Annotated in this window: 15 protein-coding genes; 8 read left to right on the top strand and 7 right to left on the bottom strand. The window is 72.2% G+C overall.

Going from position 1 to position 21,921, the window contains the following annotated elements; all coding sequences use genetic code 11:
* Positions 1-431: 431 nt before the first annotated feature.
* The 4 genes from ACFWPQ_RS48070 to ACFWPQ_RS48055 form a co-directional block, all read right to left on the bottom strand.
* On the bottom strand, positions 432-2,132 hold the full coding sequence (locus ACFWPQ_RS48070) for a (2,3-dihydroxybenzoyl)adenylate synthase (RefSeq protein WP_384050502.1): 1,701 nt from the start codon (positions 2,130-2,132) through the stop codon (positions 432-434).
* Complete coding sequence (locus tag ACFWPQ_RS48065) at positions 2,113-4,200, bottom strand: acetate--CoA ligase family protein (RefSeq protein WP_384050498.1); 2,088 nt, start codon at positions 4,198-4,200, stop codon at positions 2,113-2,115. Before ACFWPQ_RS48065 ends, ACFWPQ_RS48070 begins: the two co-directional genes overlap by 20 nt.
* Complete coding sequence (locus tag ACFWPQ_RS48060) at positions 4,197-5,777, bottom strand: FAD-dependent monooxygenase (protein WP_384050495.1); 1,581 nt, start codon at positions 5,775-5,777, stop codon at positions 4,197-4,199. Before ACFWPQ_RS48060 ends, ACFWPQ_RS48065 begins: the two co-directional genes overlap by 4 nt.
* 136 nt (positions 5,778-5,913) lie before the next feature.
* The gene (locus tag ACFWPQ_RS48055) at positions 5,914-6,717 is read right to left on the bottom strand and encodes a PaaX family transcriptional regulator C-terminal domain-containing protein (protein WP_384050492.1); all 804 of its coding nucleotides are present in this window, start codon (positions 6,715-6,717) and stop codon (positions 5,914-5,916) included.
* A 359-nt stretch (positions 6,718-7,076) separates the two neighbouring features.
* Between ACFWPQ_RS48055 and ACFWPQ_RS48050 the strand changes: the two genes are divergently transcribed.
* Positions 7,077-8,522 carry an aldehyde dehydrogenase family protein gene (locus ACFWPQ_RS48050; RefSeq protein WP_384050489.1) on the top strand — a complete coding sequence of 482 codons (1,446 nt, stop codon included), beginning with the start codon at positions 7,077-7,079 and terminating at the stop codon, positions 8,520-8,522.
* Between the two features lie 56 nt (positions 8,523-8,578).
* Here ACFWPQ_RS48050 and ACFWPQ_RS48045 read toward each other — a convergent pair whose 3' ends face one another.
* On the bottom strand, positions 8,579-9,187 hold the full coding sequence (locus ACFWPQ_RS48045) for a TetR/AcrR family transcriptional regulator (RefSeq protein WP_384050486.1): 609 nt from the start codon (positions 9,185-9,187) through the stop codon (positions 8,579-8,581).
* Positions 9,188-9,335: 148 nt separating this feature from the next.
* Between ACFWPQ_RS48045 and ACFWPQ_RS48040 the strand changes: the two genes are divergently transcribed.
* The 7 genes from ACFWPQ_RS48040 (at position 9,336) to ACFWPQ_RS48010 (ending at position 20,134) form a co-directional block, all read left to right on the top strand.
* The gene (locus tag ACFWPQ_RS48040) at positions 9,336-10,388 is read left to right on the top strand and encodes a hypothetical protein (RefSeq protein WP_384050482.1); all 1,053 of its coding nucleotides are present in this window, start codon (positions 9,336-9,338) and stop codon (positions 10,386-10,388) included.
* 107 nt (positions 10,389-10,495) lie between these two features.
* On the top strand, positions 10,496-12,025 hold the full coding sequence (locus tag ACFWPQ_RS48035; RefSeq protein ID WP_384050479.1) for a carboxylesterase/lipase family protein: 1,530 nt from the start codon (positions 10,496-10,498) through the stop codon (positions 12,023-12,025).
* 100 nt (positions 12,026-12,125) lie between these two features.
* Positions 12,126-13,598 carry an aldehyde dehydrogenase gene (locus tag ACFWPQ_RS48030; RefSeq protein WP_384050476.1) on the top strand — a complete coding sequence of 491 codons (1,473 nt, stop codon included), beginning with the start codon at positions 12,126-12,128 and terminating at the stop codon, positions 13,596-13,598.
* Positions 13,591-14,538 (top strand): amidohydrolase family protein, encoded by a 948-nt coding sequence (locus tag ACFWPQ_RS48025; protein ID WP_384050473.1) that lies wholly within the window; start codon positions 13,591-13,593, stop codon positions 14,536-14,538. The genes ACFWPQ_RS48030 and ACFWPQ_RS48025 overlap by 8 nt, the downstream gene beginning before the upstream one ends.
* Positions 14,539-14,545: 7 nt before the next feature.
* On the top strand, positions 14,546-16,411 hold the full coding sequence (locus ACFWPQ_RS48020) for an MFS transporter (protein ID WP_384050470.1): 1,866 nt from the start codon (positions 14,546-14,548) through the stop codon (positions 16,409-16,411).
* A gap of 116 nt (positions 16,412-16,527) precedes the next feature.
* Positions 16,528-17,577, top strand: coding sequence for a hypothetical protein (locus tag ACFWPQ_RS48015; protein ID WP_384050467.1), 1,050 nt, complete (start codon positions 16,528-16,530; stop codon positions 17,575-17,577).
* A 175-nt stretch (positions 17,578-17,752) separates the two neighbouring features.
* Entirely contained in the window at positions 17,753-20,134 is a 2,382-nt protein-coding gene (locus ACFWPQ_RS48010) for a SpoIIE family protein phosphatase (protein ID WP_384050464.1), read from the top strand.
* A 302-nt stretch (positions 20,135-20,436) separates the two neighbouring features.
* On the opposite strand, the gene ACFWPQ_RS48005 is transcribed toward ACFWPQ_RS48010, so the two are convergent.
* A complete protein-coding gene (locus ACFWPQ_RS48005) occupies positions 20,437-21,084 on the bottom strand; it encodes an NADPH-dependent FMN reductase (protein WP_384050461.1) in 648 nt (215 codons plus the stop codon).
* Between the two features lie 37 nt (positions 21,085-21,121).
* Positions 21,122-21,919 (bottom strand): SDR family NAD(P)-dependent oxidoreductase, encoded by a 798-nt coding sequence (locus tag ACFWPQ_RS48000; RefSeq protein WP_384050458.1) that lies wholly within the window; start codon positions 21,917-21,919, stop codon positions 21,122-21,124.
* Positions 21,920-21,921 lie beyond the last annotated feature (2 nt).

Raw genomic sequence — 21,921 nt, 5'->3', positions numbered from 1 at the left:
GGGGGGCGCCCCCCCGCCGCTCCGGGGGGGTGTGATTCCCCCCCCCCCACCCGGGGGGGGGGGGGGGGGCCCGGGCCGCGCCCCCCCCCCCCCCACCACGGGCTTCCCATGTCCCGAAGGACGTCCCCCCGCCGGGCGGGCCAGGCAGAACGTCCTCTGCTCTCGCCCCCTCCCACGCTGTGGCGCACGCGCCGCATCCGGGCACCCGGTGACGTCCCGCCTGACCGGGGAGCCCCGCAGGCTGCCGCCTTCGCGGCGACCGCCGTGGGCCGCGAACCGGAACACCACGTGCTTGACCTCCTCCACCACGTCGCGGGACGCGCCCCGGCACCTGGCCGATACGACGCCCCCTGCAAGGCATCGCCCCACGGCCGGTCGAGGCGGCGAAGCCCCGCCGGAGGGTAGGTTCCGGCGGGGCGTGGCGGAGGCGGCTACGCGGGTGACGTGGACGCCAGTCGGTGGGCGATGTCGGCCCGGAGCGCCTTCTTGTCGATCTTCCCGACCTTCGTGGCTGCCAACTCGTCCACGATCACCAAGTGTTCGGGCAGCTTGAAACGGGCGATGCCGACCTCTTCCATCGCCGTCCTGACCTCCACGAGGGTGAGGGTGGTCCGGGGCCGGAGCACCACGTAGAGGCACACCCGTTCGCCGAGGACCGGATCGGGCATCGCGACCGCCGCGGCGCGGGCGACCTGCGCGAGCCGGTAGGCGAGGTTCTCGACCTCCTCCGCCGAGATCTTCTCCCCGCCCCGGTTGATCATGTCCTTGTCGCGGCCCTCGACGACGAGGTAGCCCCCGGCGGTCCGGTGGCAGATGTCGCCTGACCGGTACCAGCCGTCGGCGGTGAACGCCCGCTCGTTCTGCTCGGGCGCCCGGTAGTACCCGCGTGGCGTGTAGGGCCCGCGGGTGAGGAGCAGCCCGGGACCGCCGTCCGGGACGTCGACGTCGAACTCGTCGACGATCCGCACCTCGTCCGCCTCGCAGACCGGTCGGCCCTGTGTACCGCACAGCAGGTCGTCGGGGTCGTCGAGCCGGGTGACGTTGAGCAGTCCCTCGGCCATGCCGAACACCTGCTGGAGGGTCGCTCCGAGCACCGGCCGGACACGGCGGGCGAGTTCATCGGCGAGGCGGGCGCCGCCGGCCTGCAGGACGCGCAGGCTCGACAGCTCCGCCGCGCCCTGCTCGGTCGCGTACTCCAGCCAGCTCGCCGCGACGGCGGGCACCACGGCGGTGTGGGTGACCTGTTCGGCGGCCATGGTGGCGAACGCGCGGTCCGGCCGGGGGGACGGAAGGGTGACGACTCGCCCGCCGCTCAGCAGGGTGCCGAGGATGCCCGGACAGGCGAGGGCGAAGTTGTGGCCTGCGGGGAGGCTGACCAGGTAAGCACTTCGCTCGTCAAGGGCGGCCAGTTCCGCGCTGCGCCGGGCGTTGTAGAGGTAGTCGTCGTGGGTGCGGGCGATCAGTTTGGGCAGGCCGGTGGTGCCCCCGGAGAGCAGGAAGACCGCCACGTCACGGCTGTTCGGCGGGGCGGCGTCCAGCCGCGCGGTGTCCGCACCGGGGTCCGTGGCCGGGGCGCACAGGGCACGCAGGTCGACGCTGCCGGGCGCGAGCTCGTCACCGGCGACCAGCACCTGCCAGGGGGCGCCGGTCTCCGCCCGTACCGGCCCGGACAGTTCGTGGGCGAGCGTCTGGTGGTCGAAGTCCCGCATCCGGTCGGGTACGGCGATGGCGACCGCCTCGGCATGGGTGGCGAGGTAGGTGAGTTCGGCCCTGCGGTGCGCGGGCAACGCCATGACGGGCACGATGCCGGCCCGCAGACAGGCGAGCACGAGGACCACGAACTCCCAGCCGTTACCGAGCTGGACGACGATCCGGTCGCCCTGCGCGATGCCGAGCTCCAAGAGGCGGACGGCGGCCGCGTCGGCCCGTTCGGCCAGCTCCGCGTGGGTCAGGCGGAGTCCGGCGCCGCCCAGGCCGGTCACGTCTACCAGCGCGGGGGCGTCCGGGACCCGCGCGGCGGCCTCCCGAAGCGCGTGGCCGAGGGGAGTGCCCGCCCAGTAGCCCTCGGCGACATAGCGCTCGGCCACCGCCGGTGGCCAGGGGACGACGTGGTCAGAGATCGGGCTGGGCATCGGCTGTCTCCTTGGTGATGATCGCTGCGTCGAGTGCGACCAGACCCCGGGCGGTGAGACGCAGGGGGTTCACCTCGATCTCGTCGAGTGCGGGCGTGGCGGCCAGCAGCGCGCCGAGTCGTGCGACGACGCGGCCGAACGCGGCGTGGTCGAGTACCGGCCCGCCGCGCCAGCCGTCCAGCAGGGCGCGGCCGGCGAGTTCGGCCGGCATGGCCGCCGCCTCCTCGGCGGTGACCGGGGCGAGGCGGATGCTCACGTCCGCGAGCGCCTCCGCCGTCGTACCCCCGAGACCGGCGAGGACGACGGGTCCGAAGACTGGGTCCCGGCGCGCGCCGACGACGAGGTCGACACCGCCGGGTGCCATGGCCTCGACGAGGTAGCGGCGGGCACCGACAGCATCGAGGCGGTCGAGCGCGGTGTCCAGGTCGGCGGGTGTCCTGACCCCGAGGTGCACACCGCCGATCTCGGTCTTGTGCAGGACGGTGGCGTCCAGGATCTTGACGGCGACCGGAGCGCCGAGTTCGGTGAGCGCGGCGTGCGCCGCGGCGCGGTCCTCACAGGCCCGTCGCGAGGGTGTGGCGATCCCGAGCCGGTCGAGGAGCTGTTTCGCCCGGTGCTCGTCGTAGGGGCCCTCGATCACGGCCGGTGTCTCCTCGGCGGTCGCCGGGGCGGTGCCGAGGAGCCGGTTCCGGGCGTCCGTCACCAGGGCGACGGTGGCCGCGGCGACCCCCTTCGGGTCGGCGGCGACGGCGATGCCGGTCTCCAGCAGGGCCCGCCTGGCCTCGGTCACCTCCGGTCCGGTGCCGCCGACGCCGAACACTGTCGGCACACCGGCGGTACGGCCCTCCCGCACCGCGGCCACCAGGTCCACCGCGCCCGGCTCGTACAGCGCGTACCCGGCGACGACCGCCACGCCGGGATCCGCGCCGACGGCGGACAGCACGCGGCCGAGCTCCGGCCCGGGGCGGCCGGTGTCGACGGGGTTGCGCTGGAAGGTGAGCGGAGGCAACAACCGCCCCAGCGTCTCCTGGGTGCCGGCCGTCAGCTCGGGCACGGGCACGCGCCGGCCCCGGAGGTCGTCGAGGAGCAGCAGGCCGGGCCCGGCCTGGGCGGTGACCACGCCCACGCCGGGCCCGGCGGCGGGCCGTGCCCGGGTCACGGCCAACGCGCCCACGGCGTCGACCAGTTCACGTTCGTCGGCCACGAGCACGGCACCGGCCTGGGCCAGCGCGGCCCGGGTGGTGCGCCAGGAGGTGGCGAGCGCCCCGGTGTGGGAGGCGGCGAAGGCTCCCACGTCGTGCCGGCCGACGACCAACGCGACCACGGGCCGGCGGGCCGCGAGCCGCCGGACGCTCTCCACCAGGCGGGGGCCGTCGGCGACCGACTCGACGTGCAGGGCGATCGCCGTCGTGTGCGGGTCGTCGGCGAGGTGGTCCAGGACGTCCGGCGCGGTGATGTCGGCGCCGTTGCCCAGCCCGACGGCCAGGCTGACGCCGTGTCCGGACTCGGTGAGCAGGAACGCCAGGGCGTGGTTGACGCCGCCGCTCGCCGCGACCACGGCCACCCCGCCGGGCCGGACCCGGTCCACGCCGGGCACGAAGCTGGCGGTCAGGGCGTGGTGCGGGGCGAGGAACCCGCTGGTGTTGGGGCCGAGCAGGCGGATGCCGGTGGTGGCGACGACGTTCGCCAGTTCCCGCTGGTACTCCGCGCCGGTGCTCCCAGCCTCGGCGAATCCGCCCCCGCACACCACGGCGGCGCGTACGCCCGCCTCGGCCGTCTCGGCGAGGACGCCGGGGCAGGAGGCCGCGGGGACGCAGATCATCGCGACGTCGAGGGGACCGCCCTCTGCGGCTCGCGACACGGACGGGTACATGGTGTCGTCACGCCCGTTGACCAGGGCGAGGTGCCCGCCCGACGCCGCGAATCCGGCGAGGGAGCGGACCAGGGCGGCGCCGAGCTTGCCGGGGTTGCGGGAGGCTCCGACGACGGCGATGCCGCGCGGCAGGAACAGCGGGCTCAGCGCGCCGCCCGGTTCCGTCACGGTCCCGGGTTCGAGTGTGCTGGTCACCGTGCGCCCCCTGTGAGGTCGGCGCGGCCGGAGAGGACGGTGGTCACCGCGCGGTCGCGGTCGGCTTCGGGGTCGATCAGCAGAGCGGGGAGTCCGTCGTGCATCCGGGCCTGTTCACATACCAGCATCCGGGTCAGCGGAACGCCGCCGTGGACGGCGGCCAGGACCGGCCGCTCCGGTGCGGGGAGTGCGGCGAGCCGGGCGAGCCGGTCCCGCACCGCGGGCAGCCCGGCCTCGGTGTCGGGCGCGGTGACGAGTGCGCCCCAGGGGCCGGGCACCGGGTCGGCACAGAGGGTGAGGCCGGGAGTTCCGTCCACCGTCGTCGGTGTGCCGGAGGCGTCGTGGGCGACCCGGGCCAGCCGGGCCGGGGTCGTCCAGCCCGCGTTCGTGAAGGGGGTGTCCAGCGGCTCGGCGCCGTACCGGTCCCGCCAGGCGCGGTGGCTGCCCGCGACGAAGTCCGGGGCCCGGCGGCAGAGGCGCGCGTCGCTGATGCTCCGGGTGAGGAAGTGGTAGGCGAACTGCCAGGGTTCGAAGGTGTCGTAGTACCGGCCGAAGTGCTCCCACCAGGCCAGGCTGGGCCGTGCCGCGTCCTGGATCCGCCGCACCGAGGGCTGTGCGGCCTCCTCGTAGGCGGCCAGCGCCGTGTCGATGTCACCCGGGTGGGCGGTGAGTGCCCGGGCGAGGGCGATGGCGTCCTCCATGGCCATCTTCGTCCCGGACCCCACGGAGAAGTGGGCGGTGTGCACCGCGTCACCGAGGAAGACGACCGGCCGCGGGGCCGGCGTGTGCCAGCGGCTGGTCCGCCGGGTGCGGAAGCTGCCCCAGCGGGAGTTGTTGGTGAGCAGTTCCCTGCCGTCGATCTGCTCGGCGAAGAGCTTCTCCAGGTACTCCTTGGAGACCTGGTCGCTGACGCCGGGCGGCTGGGTGGCGTCGAATCCGTCGAGGCCGGCGCGACGCCAGGACTCCTCGTCCGTCTCGACGATGAACGTGGAGACGGAGTCGGAGATCGGGTAGCCGTGCACGGCGAAGACGCCGTCCGGGCCCTTCTCGTGAAGGAAGGTCAGCCCGTCGAACATGTAGTCGGTGCCGAACCAGATGAACTTCGCGGTGGCGGTCTCGACCCGCACGTCCAGGTCCGCGGCGAGCCGCTCACGGATCCGCGAGCCGGTGCCGTCCGCGGCGACCACCAGGTCGTAGCCGGCGAGGTCGTCCAGGCTCACCTCGGTGGCGAAGCGCAGCTCCGCGCCGGCCTCTCGGGCCCGCGCCTGCATGAGCGTCAGCAGTGTGCGGCGGGCGACCGCGGCCATGCCGTTACCTCCGCACCGGACCCGCTCGTCCTTGAGCCGCACCTCGATCTCGTCCCAGTGCCGGCCGTGTTCGTCCAGCGCGTCCCGGAGCACCGGATCGGCCTCGTGAATGGCGGCGAGGGTGCGGTCGGAGAAGACGACGCCGAAGCCGAAAGTGTCCTCGGCGCGGTTCCGTTCGAAGACCGTGACGTCGATCGAAGGGTCGGCGCGGCGGATGAGGGTGGCGAAGAACAGCCCGCCCGGGCCGCCGCCCGCGACAGCAATACGCATGGGATTCCCCTGGAGAGAAGCGGGGGCGGGGCGAAGAGGCGCCCCGTCGGTTCCTGGGGCGCCGCGACGGCGCCACTCCATGAACGTACGACATTGTTAAGACGGTCGTCTACAGAGTGAAACATATCGAGGGCGTTCAGCCATCCTCCAGCAACCCGTCGACGCGCTCCTCGGCCCGCGCCCTGAGCAGTCCGTGCGCCTCCAGGAACATGTCGTGCGCCCGGCGGCCCCGCCAGCCCTCGGGCAGCAGCTCGGGAGGCAGGTCGGGATCCCGGAACGGGAACATCCGGTAGTCGTGGACGAGGCGCATGCGCTCCACCAGCGCCTCCTCCGCCGTGAGCGCGTCGTCGTCCCGGTAGCGGGCGAGGCGCGCCCCGTACGTCTCCAGCAACGCGGCGTAGTCCTCGTCCAGCACTTTGAGGTCCCAGGCACGGGAGGCGATGTCGCGGTCGGCCTCCAGGCCGGCGGAGCGCGATCTGAAGGTGTCCAGCCGAACGGCGGGACAGTCCGCGAACGCCGCCAGCACCTCGCCCGTACGGTCGTGCGGGCTGAGCCATATCGCCGACGACAGCGGCCCGAAACCGAACCAGGCCAGCTTCTTGCGCAACCGCTCCCGCAGCCCCCGCTCGGCCTCCGGCACGGAGTAGACGACCATGTGCCACTGACCGTCCCAGGGACCCTGGGCGCGCTTGAAGATGCGGTCCCGGCCCTCGTCCAGGAGCTCCCACGCATCGGCGGTGAGCGCGTAGACGGTCTCGCGCCCCTCCCGCCGGCTCTGCAGCCAGCCCTCCTTGCGCATCCGCGCCACGACCACGCGCACCGTGGCCTCGGGCACGTCGAAGCAGCCCATCAGCGCGACGAGAGCGCGCAGCCGGACCTCTCCGCCGCGGTAGCGCAGATAGTCGCCGAACAGATCGAACACCAGTGAGCGGGGTTTCACTCGGCACCTCCGTGCGGGCCCGGCACGGGCAGCTGGTCCGCCCGCACTCGGACCAACTCACTCTGAAGACGAACGCAACAATATTGACACGCCGGATTTACGTCATGATGATGGCCGCACGTCAAGAGCGATGCGCGCCACTCAGTGCGCCGCAGCACTGTCTCCCGCTTCCGCATGCCCGACCGCCGCGCGCTCCGAGCCGTCGGATTCCCCGCGGCGCCGCTGCGCCGGTGCCGGGCGACGGCGGAACCCTTCCGGATCTCCTCCTGATCCACGCCTCTCCACTCCTCTCCACGCCTCTCCACGCCTCTCCACGCGCAGGCCACCATCCCGGTTTTCCCTCCGAAGGAGACTCACCGATGACCACCAGCCAAGATGCCCCGACCGTCGGACACCTCATCGGTCATGAGCTGACCGATACCGGCGCGTACGCCGAGGTACGGGATCCCGGCCGGCTCGACGACGTCGTCGCCCGTGTCGCCGTGGGCACGCCCGAGGACGTGGACGCCGCCGTCCGTCTCGCCCACCAGGCCTTCGGCTCCTGGCGGAGGGTACCGGCCGACGAGCGGGCGCAGCTGCTGCTCAAGGCCGCCGACATCCTGATCGGCTCCGCCGGGGAACTGGCCCCGCTGCTCGTCCGCGAGCACGGCGGCATGCTGTGGGAGGCACAGACGGACTTCGGCCTGGGCACCGGCGTGCTCCAGCACACCGCCGGGCTGGTGGGCGGTTTCTTCGAGCCGGTGCGGTATGACGACGAGACCAGCTTCATCAGCGTCGAGCGCGTACCGCGCGGCGTGGTGGCGGCCATCGTCCCCTGGAACATGCCGGTCGTGCTGACCATGATGAAGCTCGCCCCCGCGCTCGTCACGGGCAACACCCTGGTGCTCAAGCCCTCCCCGTTCGCCCCCGCCGCGCTCACTCTCGCCCTGCACCGCATCGCGCGGATACTCCCGGAGGGCGTGCTCAACGTAGTCCACGGCAACGCCGACGTCGGCGAGGCGCTGGTCTCGCACCCGCTGGTGCGCAAGGTCGGCTTCACCGGCGGCACCGAGACGGCCCGGCACGTCATGCGCTCCGCGGCCGGCACCATCAAGAACCTGACCCTGGAACTCGGCGGCAACGACCCGGCCGTCGTCCTGGACGACGCCGACACCGAGGCGACCCTCGACCGCATGCTCAAGGGCGTGTTCACCCGCTCCGGGCAGATCTGCTTCGCCGTCAAGCGGATCTACGTACCGCGCTCGCGCTACGAGGCCTTCGCGGACGCCTTCTGCGCACGCGTGGAGGGGTACGCGGTCGGACACGGCCTGGACGAGGACGCCAGTTTCGGTCCGCTCAACAACAAGGCGCAGTTCGACAAGGTCAACGACCTCGTCGAGAGCACCCGGACCTCCGGCGCGAAGGTGCTGCGGCTCGGCAGGAAGCTCGCGTCGGCGGAGAACGGGTACTACATCCAGCCGCACGTGGTGCGCGAGGCGGCGCACGACTCGCTCATCAGCTGCTGCGAGCAGTTCGGGCCGGTCGTCCCGCTCATCGCGTACGACGACGAGGACCAGGTCGTGGCGTGGGCCAACGACTCCGACCACGGCCTCGGCTCCTCGGTGTGGACCTCGGACATCGAGCGCGGGCTGGCGCTGGCCCGCCGGATCGAGGCCGGCAGCACCTTCGTCAACACGCACTCCTTCGACTCCCTCGACCTGCGCATGCCCTTCGGCGGCGTCAAGCAGAGCGGTACCGGCCGGGAGTTCGGCGAGGCGGGCATGAAGGAGTACGTGGAGGAGCACTCGATCCGCGCACTGAAGTAGCCGGAGCGGGCATCGACGGACGGCACGCACCCGTGCGGCACGCGCCGTCCGTCGGTTCATCCGGCCATGATGCCCCGCAACACCACGTCCACGACCGACTCGGCCCAGTCGGGCTCGGTGGTGCGGCCGGCGAGATGGTCGGCGTACAGCATGCCGATGAGCATGCTCGTGACCTGTTCCGGGTTCACATCGGGACGCAGCCGCCCGGCGGCGACACCCTCGTCGAGCACACGGACGAAGCTCGCCCGCCGGGGCAGCAGTGTCGCCTCCCGGATGATGGCGACGAACTCGTCCGACGCGGGCGCGGTCGCCATGCAGTTCAGGATGATGGCGAGGCCGCCGACCTCCTCGTAGCCGCGACTCATCCCGGTGAGCAGGGCGATCAGGTCGGCGCGGACGTCGCCGGTGGGCTCCCCGGTCAGCTCCACACGCAGGTGCGACAGGGCAGCGCCGATGAGCTCGTTCTTGGTCCGCCAGCGGGCGTAGACCGTCACCTTCGCCACGCCCGCCTCGGCCGCCACCCGGTCCATGGACATCCCCGCCACGCCCTCGGAGGCGAGGAGCCGCAGGGTCGCCTTCAGCACCTCCGTGTCCTTCGAGGTGTCGCGGGGCCGGCCGCGCCCACGCCGGGCGGGCTCCGTGGACTGACGTGCTGCGCCTGGCAACTCCGACTCCTTCGCACCGTGTGGTGGGCATTCTCGTGGATCCCCTCGACGCTACCTCCCGGGGCCTTGACATAATTACCAAACTCGCCAGTATGGAAAATGGCACGCCGCGGAGCCGCCCGTGCCGACGTTCACCGGAGGTGCAGCAATGGCCACAGGTATGCCCCTGCACGGGAGCACGAAGCCCTCGCGCAAGTGGATCCAGCGGCGGATCGACCAGTTGGATCCCGAGGCGGACTACGCCGAGATCTACCGGCTGGCGATCATGTACGGCACCAGCAACTTCCTTCGGAACTGGGCGTTCGCCCTCAACATGCCGCACTTCGCGATCCCGCGGCGCACGGCCGAGGCCGTCTACCGGGAGGGCCGCGGCAAGCTGCTCCGTTTCCGTGAGGACCGGGTCGACGACACCTCCGGCCACGTGTTCGTCTGGGGCGAGCACGGCCCCGACTCGCCGTACTCCCTGGCCTCGATCGACATCATCAACAAGCTGCACGCGCACTGGGCCAGGGAGTACCCGGACGCGTTCGCGCACGCCGAGGACTACGTCTACGTCGCCTGCTTCGAAGCGACCAACATGCACTCGGCGATGCGCACGCTGGGGCTGCCCGGCCTGCCGGAGAAGCAGAAGATCGCGGCGCACCGCTTCTGGTACGGCATCGCCTCGCACATGACCGTCGATACGGACCGCACCATCACGGAGGCGGCGCACATCCCGGACGACTTCGACGGGATGGTGCGGTTCTGCGAGGGGTACGAGAACCGCGACTGGGGCGACAACGAGCCCGGGCACCGGCTCACCCGCACCGTGCTCGACCAGTTCGCCGAGCGCTGGTTCCCCCGCTGGCTGCGGCCGCTGGGCGAGGCCATGGTCACGGTCTTCTACAGCCCCGGGATGCTGCGCGTGCACCGGATCCCGGAACCGAAGCCCGTCTGGCGCGGTCTGGCCCGCACCGTCATGAAGGCCCGTTTCCTGTACTCCCGGTTCCTCCAGGCCGATCCGGCCGAGTCGACTCCCGACCGCCGGCGTCGTATGGCCGCCGAGGGACTCTGCCCGTACAGCGCCGTCGATGTCGCGGTGCACCGCGCCGTACGGCGCGACCACGGCGACATGCCCGATGTCGACTCGGCCTGCCCGCACGAGCCGGTGCCGCTGCGCCGCACCCCGCGTGCGGACGTGGTGGACCAGCCGGTGGTCTGACCTCTCCGCCCCTGCCGAGGCCGAGGTGGGGTGCCGCAGTTCCGGGCGCACCCCACCTCGGGCCGACGCCCTTCCTCCCCAGCCCACCCACCCGAGGTAAGACTCCGATGGCTACCGAAGAAGAGCATCACCTCTGTCACGCCTGGGCCGCCGCCGGTGCGGTACGCGGCCGCCGCGAGAACGCGGTGACCGCCTTCCTGGGCATCCCCTACGCCGAGCCTCCGGTGGGCGCGGCCCGCTTCGCCGGGCCGCGGCCCGCGGCCCCCTGGAACGGAGTGCGTGAGGCGACGTCGTTCGGCCCGCCGCCCCCGCAGTCCCGGCTGCCGGGACTCAGCGCGCCGACCACGGATCCGCCCGGCGACGACTGGCTGACCGTCAACGTCTGGACCCGCACGCCGGACCCGGACGCCGCCCTGCCGGTGATGGTCTGGTTCTACGGCGGAGCGTATCTGCAGGGGACCGCGGCGCAGCCGGACTACGACGGCGCCCGGCTGGCCCGGGAGAACGACGTCGTGGTGGTGACGCTGAACTACCGTCTGGGCATCGAGGGTTTCGCCCAGCTCGACGACGCGCCCGCCGACCGGGGCGTGCTGGACGCCATCGCCGCGCTGGAGTGGGTCCGGCAGAACATCGCGGCGTTCGGCGGCGATCCCGCCAGGGTCACCGTCTTCGGCCAGTCCGCCGGCGCGGGAATCGTCGCCGCCCTGCTCGCCGCGCCCCGCGCCGCCGGACTCTTCCGGCGCGCGATCGTGCAGAGCCTGCCGGGCACGTTCCTCAGCCGTGAACTCGCCTCCGACGTGGCCCGGGTACTCTGCGCCGAGCTCGGCCATCCGCCCACCGCCGCGTCCCTCGCCCGCACGGATCCCCGCGAACTGGCCACGGCCCTCACCCCGTTGCTTGCCGACTGGCAACGACACCGGCCGCGCTGGGGACAGCTCGCCTCCGGCCGCACGCCCTTCGCACCCGTCGTCGACGGCGACGTGCTCCCCGCCGACCCCTGGCAGGCACTGGAGAACGGTGCCGCCCGCGACGTCGACCTCGTCGTCGGCCACACCCGCGACGAGTACCGGATCTTCATCGCACTGCCGGGGCTGCTCGGACGGATCACCGACGAGCAGGCCACGCAGGCGCTGCGGGCCCTGGGACCCGGGCCCGACGCAGAGGAGGCCTACCGCAAGGCGTTCCCCGAGGCCGACGCGGGCACCCTGTACGAACTCGTCCACTCCGACGCGCTGTTCCGGATGCCGAGCCTGCGCCTCGCCGAGGCGCAGGTGGCGGGCGGCGGCAGGACGTTCGCCTACGAGTTCACCTGGTGCGCGCCCGGTATGGGCGGTGTCCTGGGGGCCTGTCACATGGCCGACTACCCGCTCGTGCTGGGCAACACGACGGCGGGGCTGGCGCAGCTGCTGATCGGCGCGGACTCCGACGACGCGACCGAGGCGTTCGCCGCACGGCTGCGCGCGACCTGGACGGCTTTCGCCGCGACGGGCGACCCGGGCTGGCCGCGTTTCGAACCCGAGCAGCGTCCCGTCCAGGTGCTCGACACGGAGTGCCGGGTGGTCCCTTACCCGGAGGAAGCCTCACGCCGGCTGTGGGCACGGCAGCGCTTCACGGCACTGCCGCTGCTGGCGCCGTGACCGAAGGACCGCCGGCTTCGCACGTCACCGACATGGCCACCCCGCTCAAGAACCTCATCACCCTCGTGGGCCGAGGCCCCGGCCGAGAGAGAAGCGCACCGTGAACCCGCTCCCCCTCCCCTCGCACAGCATCTACGCCGACGGCGCCTGGCGCGCCGCGCACAGCACGCGTCACGTCGACGTCGTCAACCCCGCCACCGAGCGGGTCATCGGCCAGGTCGCCGACGCGGACGCGAGCGATGTCGACACCGCGGTGCGCGCCGCGCGCGCCGCCCTCGGACGTCCCGCGTGGCGCGGCCTCACGCCCGACGACCGGGCCGGGCTCCTGCTCGCGCTCGCCGCCCAACTAGAAGCCCGCGGCGAGGAGATGGCCCGGACCATCACCGAGGAGAACGGGTCGCCGGTCTCCCTGACCGCGGACGCCGCCGCCGTGACCGCCATGATGCTGCGGCACACGGCTTCGCTGGCCCCTCTCCTGGACGTCGAGGACCTGCGTCCCTTCCCGGCCGGGCACGCCAGCACGGTGGTCCGGCGGGTACCGGTGGGCGTGGCGGCTCTCATCACCCCCTGGAACTTCCCGCTGCACCTCCTGGTGGCCAAGCTCGCCCCCGCTCTGCTGGCCGGCTGCACCGTCGTCGTCAAGCCGGCACCCGAGACGCCGTACCACGCCGCCGTGCTCGCCTCGGCCGTCGAGGCCGCGGGTCTCCCGGCCGGTGTCGTCAACATCGTGACCGGCGGCGCCGAGACCGGCCGGGCGCTGGTGGAGCACCCCGGTGTGGACAAGGTGGCGTTCACGGGGTCCACGGGGGCCGGCCGGGCCATCGCCCGCACCTGCGGTGAGCTGCTGCGGCCCGTGACGCTCGAACTGGGCGGCAAGTCCGCGGCGGTCGTCCTGCCCGACGCCGACCTCGGGGTCCTCGCCGCCCGGGTGTTGCAGACCTGTCTGCGCAACACCGGGCAGACCTGCTACAACGCCACCCGGGTGCTCGCACCGCGCGCACGGTACGCCGAGGTGGTCGACATCGTCACCGACGCGGTGCGCTCCGCGCCGCTCGGCGACCCCACCGACCCGGCCACCGTGTTCGGTCCCGTGGTCTCCGCGCGCCAGCGGGCACAGGTGGAGGAGTACCTGCGCGTCGGCGCCGCCGAGGGCGCCCGGGCGACGACCGGCGGCGGCCGTCCCGCCGGGTTCCCCGTCGGGTACTACGTCCAGCCGACCGTCTTCGCCGACGTGGATCCGGCGATGCGGATCGCCCAGGAGGAGATCTTCGGACCGGTCCTGGCCGTCCTGCCCTACGAGGACGAGGAGGACGCCCTCGCCCTCGCCAACGACTCCCGTTACGGCCTCGGCGGGGCCGTCTTCGGCGCGGACGAGGGGCACGCGCTGGAGTTCGCCACCCGCATGGAGACCGGAAGTGTCGGCGTCAACTTCTTCGGGACCAACCACGCGGCACCCTTCGGCGGCTGGAAGGACAGCGGTCTCGGCGCGGAGTTCGGCCCCGAGGGCCTGAGCGCGTATCTCAAGCACCAGTCGGTCCACCGACTCGAAGAGAACAAGGGCAGCCATGTCTGAGCACGCGAAGATCGACACGCATCATCACATCGTGCCGCCGTTGTGGCGCGAGCACCTGGAGCGCCTGAACTACTCCAGTGGTCAGCGCATTCCGGCCTGGTCGCCCGAGGGGGCCCTGGCCGCGATGGACGAGATGGGCATCGCCACCGCGGTCGTGTCGCTGACCACCCCCGGCGTCCACTTCGGCGACGCGCGCGAGGCCCGCGCCATGGCCCGGCGGGTGAACGACTACACGGCGGACCTCGCCCGGGACCATCCCGGCCGCTTCGGCCTCTTCGCGACCCTCCCGGTGCCGGACGTCGAAGGCTCCCTCGCCGAACTCGACCACGCCCTCGGCACGCTGCACGCCGACGGTGTGGTCCTGCTCAGCAACACACGCGGCACCTATCTCGGGGATCCCCTGCTGGAACCGCTGATGGAGGAGCTGAACCGCCGGGACGCGGTGGTCCTCGTCCACCCCGCCGCACCGGCCCTCCCTCCCCTGCCGGGCGTACCGCCGTTCGTCGCCGACTACCTGCTGGACACCACCCGGGCGGCGCTGAACCTGGTCCGCAACGGTGTGACCGTCCGGTGTCCCCGGATCCGGATCATCCTGTCCCACGCGGGTGGCATGGTGCCCTACGCGGCGGGCCGGATCGCCCTGCTGACCCCGCCGGGCGAGACCGAACCCGCGATCGCTCCGGACCTGTTCCTCACCGAACTGCGTCGCTTCTACTTCGACACGGCCCTGTCCTCCGCGTCCCCCACGATGCGGGCGCTGCGCGCCTTCGCCGCACCGGACCGGATCCTGTTCGGCAGCGACTGGCCGTACGCGCCAGGACGTTCGGCCTTCACCTTCACCAGGGAACTGGACGCCCTCGATCTCCCGGTGGACGACCGTACGGCCATCCACCGCGGGAACGCGGCGGCTCTGTTCCCGCGCCTCGCCCGGCTCAGCTGAGCCGGCGATGACAGACGCCGAGCACGCACCCGGCACCGAGCCGAAGGAGCACCCCGTGACCCCGGACGCGATGACCCGCCCGGGTATCGTGCCGGCTCTCTCCGGTCTGCTCCTCGGCTACTTCGTCGCGGTCCTGTCCTCGACGATCGTCTCGACCGCGCTGCCGACGATCCTCGCCGACCTGGGCGGCGGCCAGAGCGCCTACACCTGGATCGTCACCGCCGCGCTCCTGGCGATGACCGCCACCACCCCTCTGTGGGGCAAGCTCTCCGACCTCTTCAGCAAGCGGCTTCTGGTGCAGCTCGCTTTGGTGCTCTACGTCGTCGGCAACACCGCCGCCGGACTGGCCCCGTCCGCCGCCTGGCTCATCGCCTGCCGGGCCGTCATGGGCATCGGTGCCGGCGGCCTCTCCGCCCTCGCCCAGGTGATCATCGCCGCCCTCGTGCCGGCCCGCGACCGCGGCCGCTACAGCGGCTATCTCGGCGCTACGTATGCGGTGGGCACCGTGTGCGGCCCGCTGGTCGGCGGGCTCATCACCCAGGCCGGCTGGCTCGGCTGGCGCTGGTGCTTCTTCCTCGTCGTACCGCTCGCCCTGACGTCGATGGCACTGCTGCAGAAGACCCTCCGGCTTCCGGTGGAGAAGCGACGGGTCCGGGTGGACTGGCTCGGTGCCACCCTCATCACGTCGGCCGTGTGTCTGCTGATGGTCTGGGTGACGCTGGCCGGTGACTCCTACCCCTGGCTGTCCTGGCAGACGGGCATCATGCTCGGTGGAGTCATCCTGCTCGGTCTGCTCTTCCTTGCCGTGGAATCCCGGGCAAGTGAACCGGTCCTCCCGCTCAGGCTCTTCCGGATCCGCACCGTCACCCTCACCGCGTTCGCCGGCGCCTTCGTCGGGGTGGCCCTGTTCAGCGGCACGGTGTTCATCAGCCAGTACTTCCAGCTGGCCCGGGGCCGGACACCGGTGGCGGCCGGTCTCATGATGCTGCCCCTGGTCACGGGCCTGTTCCTGGCCTCGGTCGGCTCCGGCCGGCTCATCTCCAGCACCGGACGCTGGCGGGGTCTCCTCGTCGCCGGCGGTCTCTGCCTCACCTGCGGCCTCGCCCTGCTCGGCCGCGTCCGCTGGCAGACCCCCTACTGGCAGATCGCCGGGTACGAGGCGCTGGTCGGGATCGGCATCGGGCTCATGATGCAGAACCGCGTCCTGGTGGTCCAGAACCGCGTGGCACCGCCCGACCTGGGCTCGGCGAGCTCCACCGTCACCTTCCTCCGCTCCCTCGGCGGCGCCGTCGGCGTGGCCGCCCTCGGCGCGGTACTCGGCGCCCGCCTCGCCCGCTACGAACACGACGGCCTCAAGGCCATCGGTGACCCCATGTCGTCCGTCGCCTCCGGTGACCGGCTCTCGGCCCCCGTTCGTGACGTGGTGCGGAACTCCTACGGCCACGCCATCGCAGACGTCTTCGGCTACGCGGCCGGATGCGCCCTGGTGGCTCTGGTGCTGGTGCTCTTCGTGGGACGGGCCCGTCCGCGGACCGCCGTCGCGGCCCACCACACCGCCGCCCCGTCCGACCAGGAGTTGCGGCCGACGGACGAAGACGCACTCGCCGGGCTGGTCCGGGCGGCCGACTCCGGTGTTCCCGTGGCGGGCGCGCTGGTCCTGCTCCTGGACGAGGACGGACGCCTCGTCGACGCCCAACGGACGAATGCACGCGGTGGGTTCACATTCCCGGCCCCACCGCCCGGCATCCGCACCGTCGCGGTCAACGCCGAGCGCCTGCGCCCCGCCCTCCTTCCCGCACCCGGCGCCACCGCGCTCCCGGTCGAGGTCCTGCTGCGAGCCGGCGGTAGAACCTCCGCGCCCGAGGAGGACTGAGCCGCCCGCACCGCGCCGTCGGGCGCGACCCGTCTACCGAAGTTTCCAGCACTGAACGCGGCGACCCGGGCCCATCGGGACGGCCCCGCCGCACAGATGACCGTGGAGGTCGAGCAATGACCGAGAAAGCAAACCCCGCCGAGGGCACTGAGCCGGCCCGGAAGTGGATCGCCGAGCGGATCGCGCGGCTGGATCCGTACAAGGACTACGCCGAGATCTGGCGCCTGTCCACCACGTACCGGAGCAGCGAGTTCCAGCGTCACTGGATGTACGCGTTCAACTTCCCGCACTTCATGATCACCACCTGGGGCGCCGAGACGGTCTACCGGGAGGGCAACGGAAAGATCATCAAGCGTGACGAGAGGCGGGTCGCCGACACCACGGGCCACACCGCGATCTGGTCCGAGCACGGCCCGGACTCCCCCGTGACCCGCAGGTCGGCGGAGGTCGTCAACAAGCTGCACGCGCACTGGGCCAAGAAGTACCCGGGCGCGTTCTCCTACGCGGACGACTACGTCTACCTCTTCAGCTTCGAGGCCTGCATGATGGACGGGGTAGTGCGTTCCCTGGGGCTCCCCGGCTACTCCGAGAACCAGAAGATCGCGGCCCACCTCTTCTGGTCCAAGCTCGCCGCCCTGTTCACGGTGGAGGACGGGCGTCCGGTGCCCGAGGCCATGGCCCTTCCGGAGAGCTTCGAGGCGATGGAGGAGTTCCGCCGGGAGTACGAGAACCGGTCCTGGCCGGACAACCCCGTGGGCGAGGCCGCCGTGGGCGCGATCCTCGACCAGTTCGCCACCCGTTGGTTCCCGCGCCTCCTCCAGCCGCTCGGGCGCACGATGATCACCACCTTCTTCAGCCCCGGCATGCGGCGGGTCCTCGGCATTCCCACTCCCTCGCCCGCCCTGGACGCGGCCGCGCGCACCGCCATGAAGGCGCGCTTCCTGGCCGCCCGTCTCCAGGCCGACCCCACGGTGTCCGGGCCGGACCGGCGACGTCTCCAGGCCACCGCCCAGGGCAGTGCGTCCGGCGCGGTGGACGTGGCGGTGCACCGGGCCCTGCACGAGAACGCGCGCGGGCTGGACTTCGACGTCAGCTGCCCGCACGCGCCGGTGCCCCTGCGCTCGCGCAACGGCAGTGCGGTCGAGGCCGTGGACCAGCCCCTGTGACATCCCACTGACCGACAGACCAGGGCCCACGGCCGCTCCCCCGGTGCGCATCCCCGTCCGGCCGTACCGGGCCCGGTGCGGCCTCGGTCACGGCCATGCTCGCCTTGCCCCCCGCTCCCGCCCATACGATCGTGGGAGGGGCTCGCCAGGCCGCTCGGAGGCCCTAGGACGTGACATGCGTGGATCCGACGAACCGATCGACCATCTGATCCGCAGGCTCGCTGCGGCGCCCGCCGAATCCGGCGTCGGGGCGGGGCTCACGGATCAGCGAGGCCGCGTCACCCACTGGAGCGGCGAAGCCGAGGCTCTCCTGGGATACCCGCCGGCCGAGATCACCGGCAGGCCGGTGTCCGATCTGGTCGGCCCGCAGGACGTGCTGCGTCATCGCGACGGAAGGGCGCTCGCGTTCCGGCTGCGGCTGTCTCCGCTGGTCGACGCCACCGGCGTGCCCGCGTTCCTGATGACCTGCGTGCCGGGCTTGGCGACCGACGAAGAGAGCGACACCGACGGCCTGGGAAGAGCGCTGTTCCAGCAGCACCCCATCGGACAGGTGATCTATGACTGCGACGGGCGAGTGATGCACGTCAACCGGGCCTTGCTGGAGAGGTCGGGACTGACCGAGGAGCAGGTCCGCGGTCTCCGCGTATCGGATTTCCTGCCCGGACCCACGTTCGAATTGGGAGTGCAGCGGATCCTGAAGGTGGCGGAGACCGGTGAGGCGCAGTTCGGTGAGTCGTTCGTCCGGCTCCCGGGCGAGGAGAAGGCCCACGCGTGGGCGGTCGACTACTTTCCCCTCGTGGACGCCACCGGCCGGGTGCGCGCAGTGGGCCAGTCCATCCAGGACTACTCGAAGCAGTACGAGTCCCGGCTGCGCCTCGCACTGCTGACGGATGCCGGGACGCGTATCGGCAACAGCCTCGACATCGCGGGAACCGCGCGAGAACTCGCCGCCGTGGTCGTACCCCGCTTCGCCAGCCTGGTCAGCGTGGCGGTCCTGCCGCCCGTACTGAAGGGCGGGCTTCCACGGCCGGTGCTCTCCTCGACTCCCGTCGAACTGTTCCAGGCGGCGTTCCGGTCCGCGTTCGCCATTCCGCCCGAGGACGCCTCCCCGCCCAGCGGGACATGGACGCTTCCCCTCTTCTCGCCCCTGGCCAAATGCCTGGCCGAGGACCGGACCCTGCTGCTCAACGCCTCGGACGCGCTCTTCGCCCGGTGGCTCGCCGAGGACCCCGTCCACGGGGCGCGGGCCCGGGAGCAGGGCGCCCATTCGCTCATCGCGGTGCCGATCCCCGCCCGGGGCACTCCCCTGGGACTGGTGGTGTTCGTCAGGTGCTCCGGCTACCCGGAAGCGTTCGACACCGACGATCTGGCCGTGGCCGAGGACGTGGTCGCCCGGGCCGCGATCTGCCTGGACAACGCACGCAGATTCGCCCGGGAGCGGGACATCGCCCTGCGGCTCCAACGCAATCTGCTGCTCCAGAGCCCCGAGCAGCACGCGGCGGTCCGGACAGCCGCCCGCTACATCCCGGCCGGCGCGGAGACCGAGGCCGGAGGCGACTGGTTCGACGTGATCCCGCTGCCCGGCGCACGGGTGGGTCTCGTCGTCGGAGACGTCGTCGGCCACGGTGTCAATGCCTCCGCGACCATGGGACGGCTGCGTACGGCCGTACGCGTGCTGGCCGACATCGACCTGCCGCCCGACGAACTTCTCACCCACCTCGACGACCTGGTGTCCTTCGCGTCCCATTCGGCCAGTGGGGACGAGGACACCGAGATCCCGGGCGATATCGGCGCCACCTGCCTGTACGCCGTCTACGACCCGGTGTCCGGCACGTGCTCACTGGCCCGGGCCGGTCATCCGGCGCCCGTCCTGGTTCGGCCGGACGGCTCCAGCACCGTCGTCGACATGCCCCTCGGTCCTCCGCTCGGCCTGGGGAGCCTGCCGTTCGAAGTGACGGAGATGGCCCTGCCAGAAGGCAGTCTGCTCGCCCTGTTCACCGACGGCCTGCTCGACCGGCGCGGCCAGGACATCGACGAGCAGGTCCAGACCCTGTGCCGCACTCTCGCGGAGCCCGCCGCCTCGCTCGACGAGCTGTGCGACAGAACCGTGCGCCGGTTGGAGCCCGCTCGACGCACTGACGACGCCGTCTTGCTTCTGGCGCGTCCGCGGGTTCTGAACGACGACTGCCTCGCCGTCTGGGACCTGCGCAGTGACCCGTCCGTGGTGGCCGATGTGAGGCGGCTGGCCACGGAGCGGGTGACCGCGTGGGGCCTGGACGAGGCCTCGTTCGTCACGGAGCTCGTGGTCAGCGAACTCGTGACCAACGCGATCCGGTACGGCACCGGCCCCATCCGGCTTCGTCTCATCAAGGACGCGACGCTGATCTGCGAGGTCTCCGACGGCAGCAGCACCAGCCCTCATCTGCGCCGGGCCCGGGACTTCGACGAAGGCGGCCGCGGACTCCTGCTGGTCGCCCAGCTCACCCATCGCTGGGGCACCCGCCACACCCGCGTCGGCAAGACCATCTGGGCCGAGCAGTTGCTCGGTTCGGGGTGACGGGCGGCCTGCGCCTGCCCTCGTGGTGCGGAACCCCGTCGGGAGAGAACGTCGGGGCGCGGGGCCGCGAGGGCACAGACGACGGCTGTGGCCAGCCACGCGCCGAGCGACCTCTTCGGCCGGACGCACAGTCCGGGACGGGCTCGACCGCGCCACCTCGCGTCACGTCTTGGCGCCGACACGGGACGGTGGTGGCTTCCCGGCTCACGGGTGGTTCGTCCAGCTGAGACGGAATAAGAACGTCCAGGCGACCGGGAAAACGAGCTCCGGCGGCGACCCTCTGCGGGGCGGCCGGGGGACGTTCAGCCCGGCATGGGGACCGGGGCCATTCGTGTGCGGATGAAGTCGACGACGTGCTGGGCGAGTCGGGCCAGTTGCTCGTCGTACGGGGCGACCGGCGCGCCGTCGGGCGTGAAACACGGCTGCGAGGAGTTCATGACGACGCCCAGCGGTGTGGGCCAGGCCCGCAGCGCGTGCCCGATGGACCGCAACTGACCGAGGGTCGCTACGGGAGCCTGCCAGCCGGCGCCGGTGGCGATGCATCCGAAGGCACGGCCGTCGAGGTACGGGCGGGCACCCGGCCCCCGGTGCTCCGCGTAGGGGCTCAGGTCTTCCGCGTAGTCCAGAGCGTTCTTCACCAGGCCGGACACTCCGCCGTGATAGCTGGGCGATGCGATGATCACGCCGTCCGCCCGCCGCAATGCATCGACCAGTCGCAATGCGGCGGGCGTCCGGTGGGTGGCGTCCGGCTGGTACAGCGGCAGCTGGAGATCCGCGGCGGACAGCAACAGGGTCGCGGCGCCCGCCGCGGCGGCTTCGCGCAGCGCGTACCGGAGAGCCTGCTCGCTGGTCGATCCTGCCCGGAAGGTGCCGCCGACGCCGACGATCAACGATCCGCCGAGGTCACCGGCGGAGGAGACGGGCGAGGTGTCGGGGTAGAGGGCGTTCATGTGCTGCGCTCCTGAGTCGGGTCGGACAAGCGGTCGGTCAGATGCCGCCGTCGACGACGAGGTTGACGCCCGTGACGAAGTCGGCTGCCGAGCCGGCGAGGTAGCACACCGCCGCCGCGATGTCGTCGGGGCGGCCGACGCGGTCGACGGACTGCCGGAAGACGTCGAGCGCGAGTCGGCGTTCGTCGTACCGGCCGTCGTCCGTCCTCTCCAGACCGGCGGCCGCCTCGGCGATCTGGGGGGCCGAGTCCGGGGTGTCGATGATGCCGGCGCTGATGCAGTTGGCCGTGACGCCCGTTCCGGCGAGCGCCTTGGCCAGGCTGCGCGAGAGGTTGATCTCCGCGGCCTTGGCGGCCTGGTAGTCGGGGAAGTGGGGCGGCTGGTGCAGGGCGACCGCACTGCTGATCTGGATGACGCGCCCCCAGCGCCGCCGCGTCATGGCGGGGACCAGCGCGTTGATGAGGACGGTGGCGGCGATCACGTTCCGCCGGTAGGACTCCAGCCAGGCGTTCGGCGAAGTGGCGAACCACTCGTCGCGCTGCCAGCCTCCGTACCGGCCGCCCACGTTGTTGACCAGGATGTCGACCCCGCCGGACTCCGCCAGTTGGCGGCAGATGGCGTCCGTCTGCTGCTCGTCCGTCAGGTCTCCGAGGACGACGTCCGCCTCGGCTCCGCCCTCGCGGATCATGTCCGCCGTCTCCGCCGCACGGTCGCGGTCGCGACCGTGGACGACGACGTTCGCGCCCTCCGCGGCGAGCATGACCGCGATGGCCCTGCCGATGCCCGAGCTGCTGCCCGTCACCAGTGCGCGCTTCTTCGAGAGTTCCAGGTCCATGG

It is taken from the genome of Streptomyces sp. NPDC058464, from assembly GCF_042721035.1.
GTDB lineage: Bacteria > Actinomycetota > Actinomycetes > Streptomycetales > Streptomycetaceae > Streptomyces.
Note: the sequence above shows the minus strand (reverse complement) of the source record. Positions and strands in the feature narration are given on the sequence as shown.

Excerpts from the sequence above, each read along its gene's own strand:
- ACFWPQ_RS48070 (WP_384050502.1), bottom strand. The coding sequence starts at position 2,132 with ATGCCCAGCCCGATCTCTGACCACGTCGTCCCCTGGCCACCGGCGGTG.
- ACFWPQ_RS48060 (WP_384050495.1), bottom strand. The coding sequence starts at position 5,777 with ATGCGTATTGCTGTCGCGGGCGGCGGCCCGGGCGGGCTGTTCTTCGCC.
- ACFWPQ_RS48050 (WP_384050489.1), top strand. The coding sequence starts at position 7,077 with ATGACCACCAGCCAAGATGCCCCGACCGTCGGACACCTCATCGGTCAT.
- ACFWPQ_RS48040 (WP_384050482.1), top strand. The coding sequence starts at position 9,336 with ATGGCCACAGGTATGCCCCTGCACGGGAGCACGAAGCCCTCGCGCAAG.
- ACFWPQ_RS48035 (WP_384050479.1), top strand. The coding sequence starts at position 10,496 with ATGGCTACCGAAGAAGAGCATCACCTCTGTCACGCCTGGGCCGCCGCC.
- ACFWPQ_RS48025 (WP_384050473.1), top strand. The coding sequence starts at position 13,591 with ATGTCTGAGCACGCGAAGATCGACACGCATCATCACATCGTGCCGCCG.
- ACFWPQ_RS48020 (WP_384050470.1), top strand. The coding sequence starts at position 14,546 with ATGACAGACGCCGAGCACGCACCCGGCACCGAGCCGAAGGAGCACCCC.
- ACFWPQ_RS48015 (WP_384050467.1), top strand. The coding sequence starts at position 16,528 with ATGACCGAGAAAGCAAACCCCGCCGAGGGCACTGAGCCGGCCCGGAAG.
- ACFWPQ_RS48010 (WP_384050464.1), top strand. The coding sequence starts at position 17,753 with ATGCGTGGATCCGACGAACCGATCGACCATCTGATCCGCAGGCTCGCT.
- ACFWPQ_RS48005 (WP_384050461.1), bottom strand. The coding sequence starts at position 21,084 with ATGAACGCCCTCTACCCCGACACCTCGCCCGTCTCCTCCGCCGGTGAC.
- ACFWPQ_RS48000 (WP_384050458.1), bottom strand. The coding sequence starts at position 21,919 with ATGGACCTGGAACTCTCGAAGAAGCGCGCACTGGTGACGGGCAGCAGC.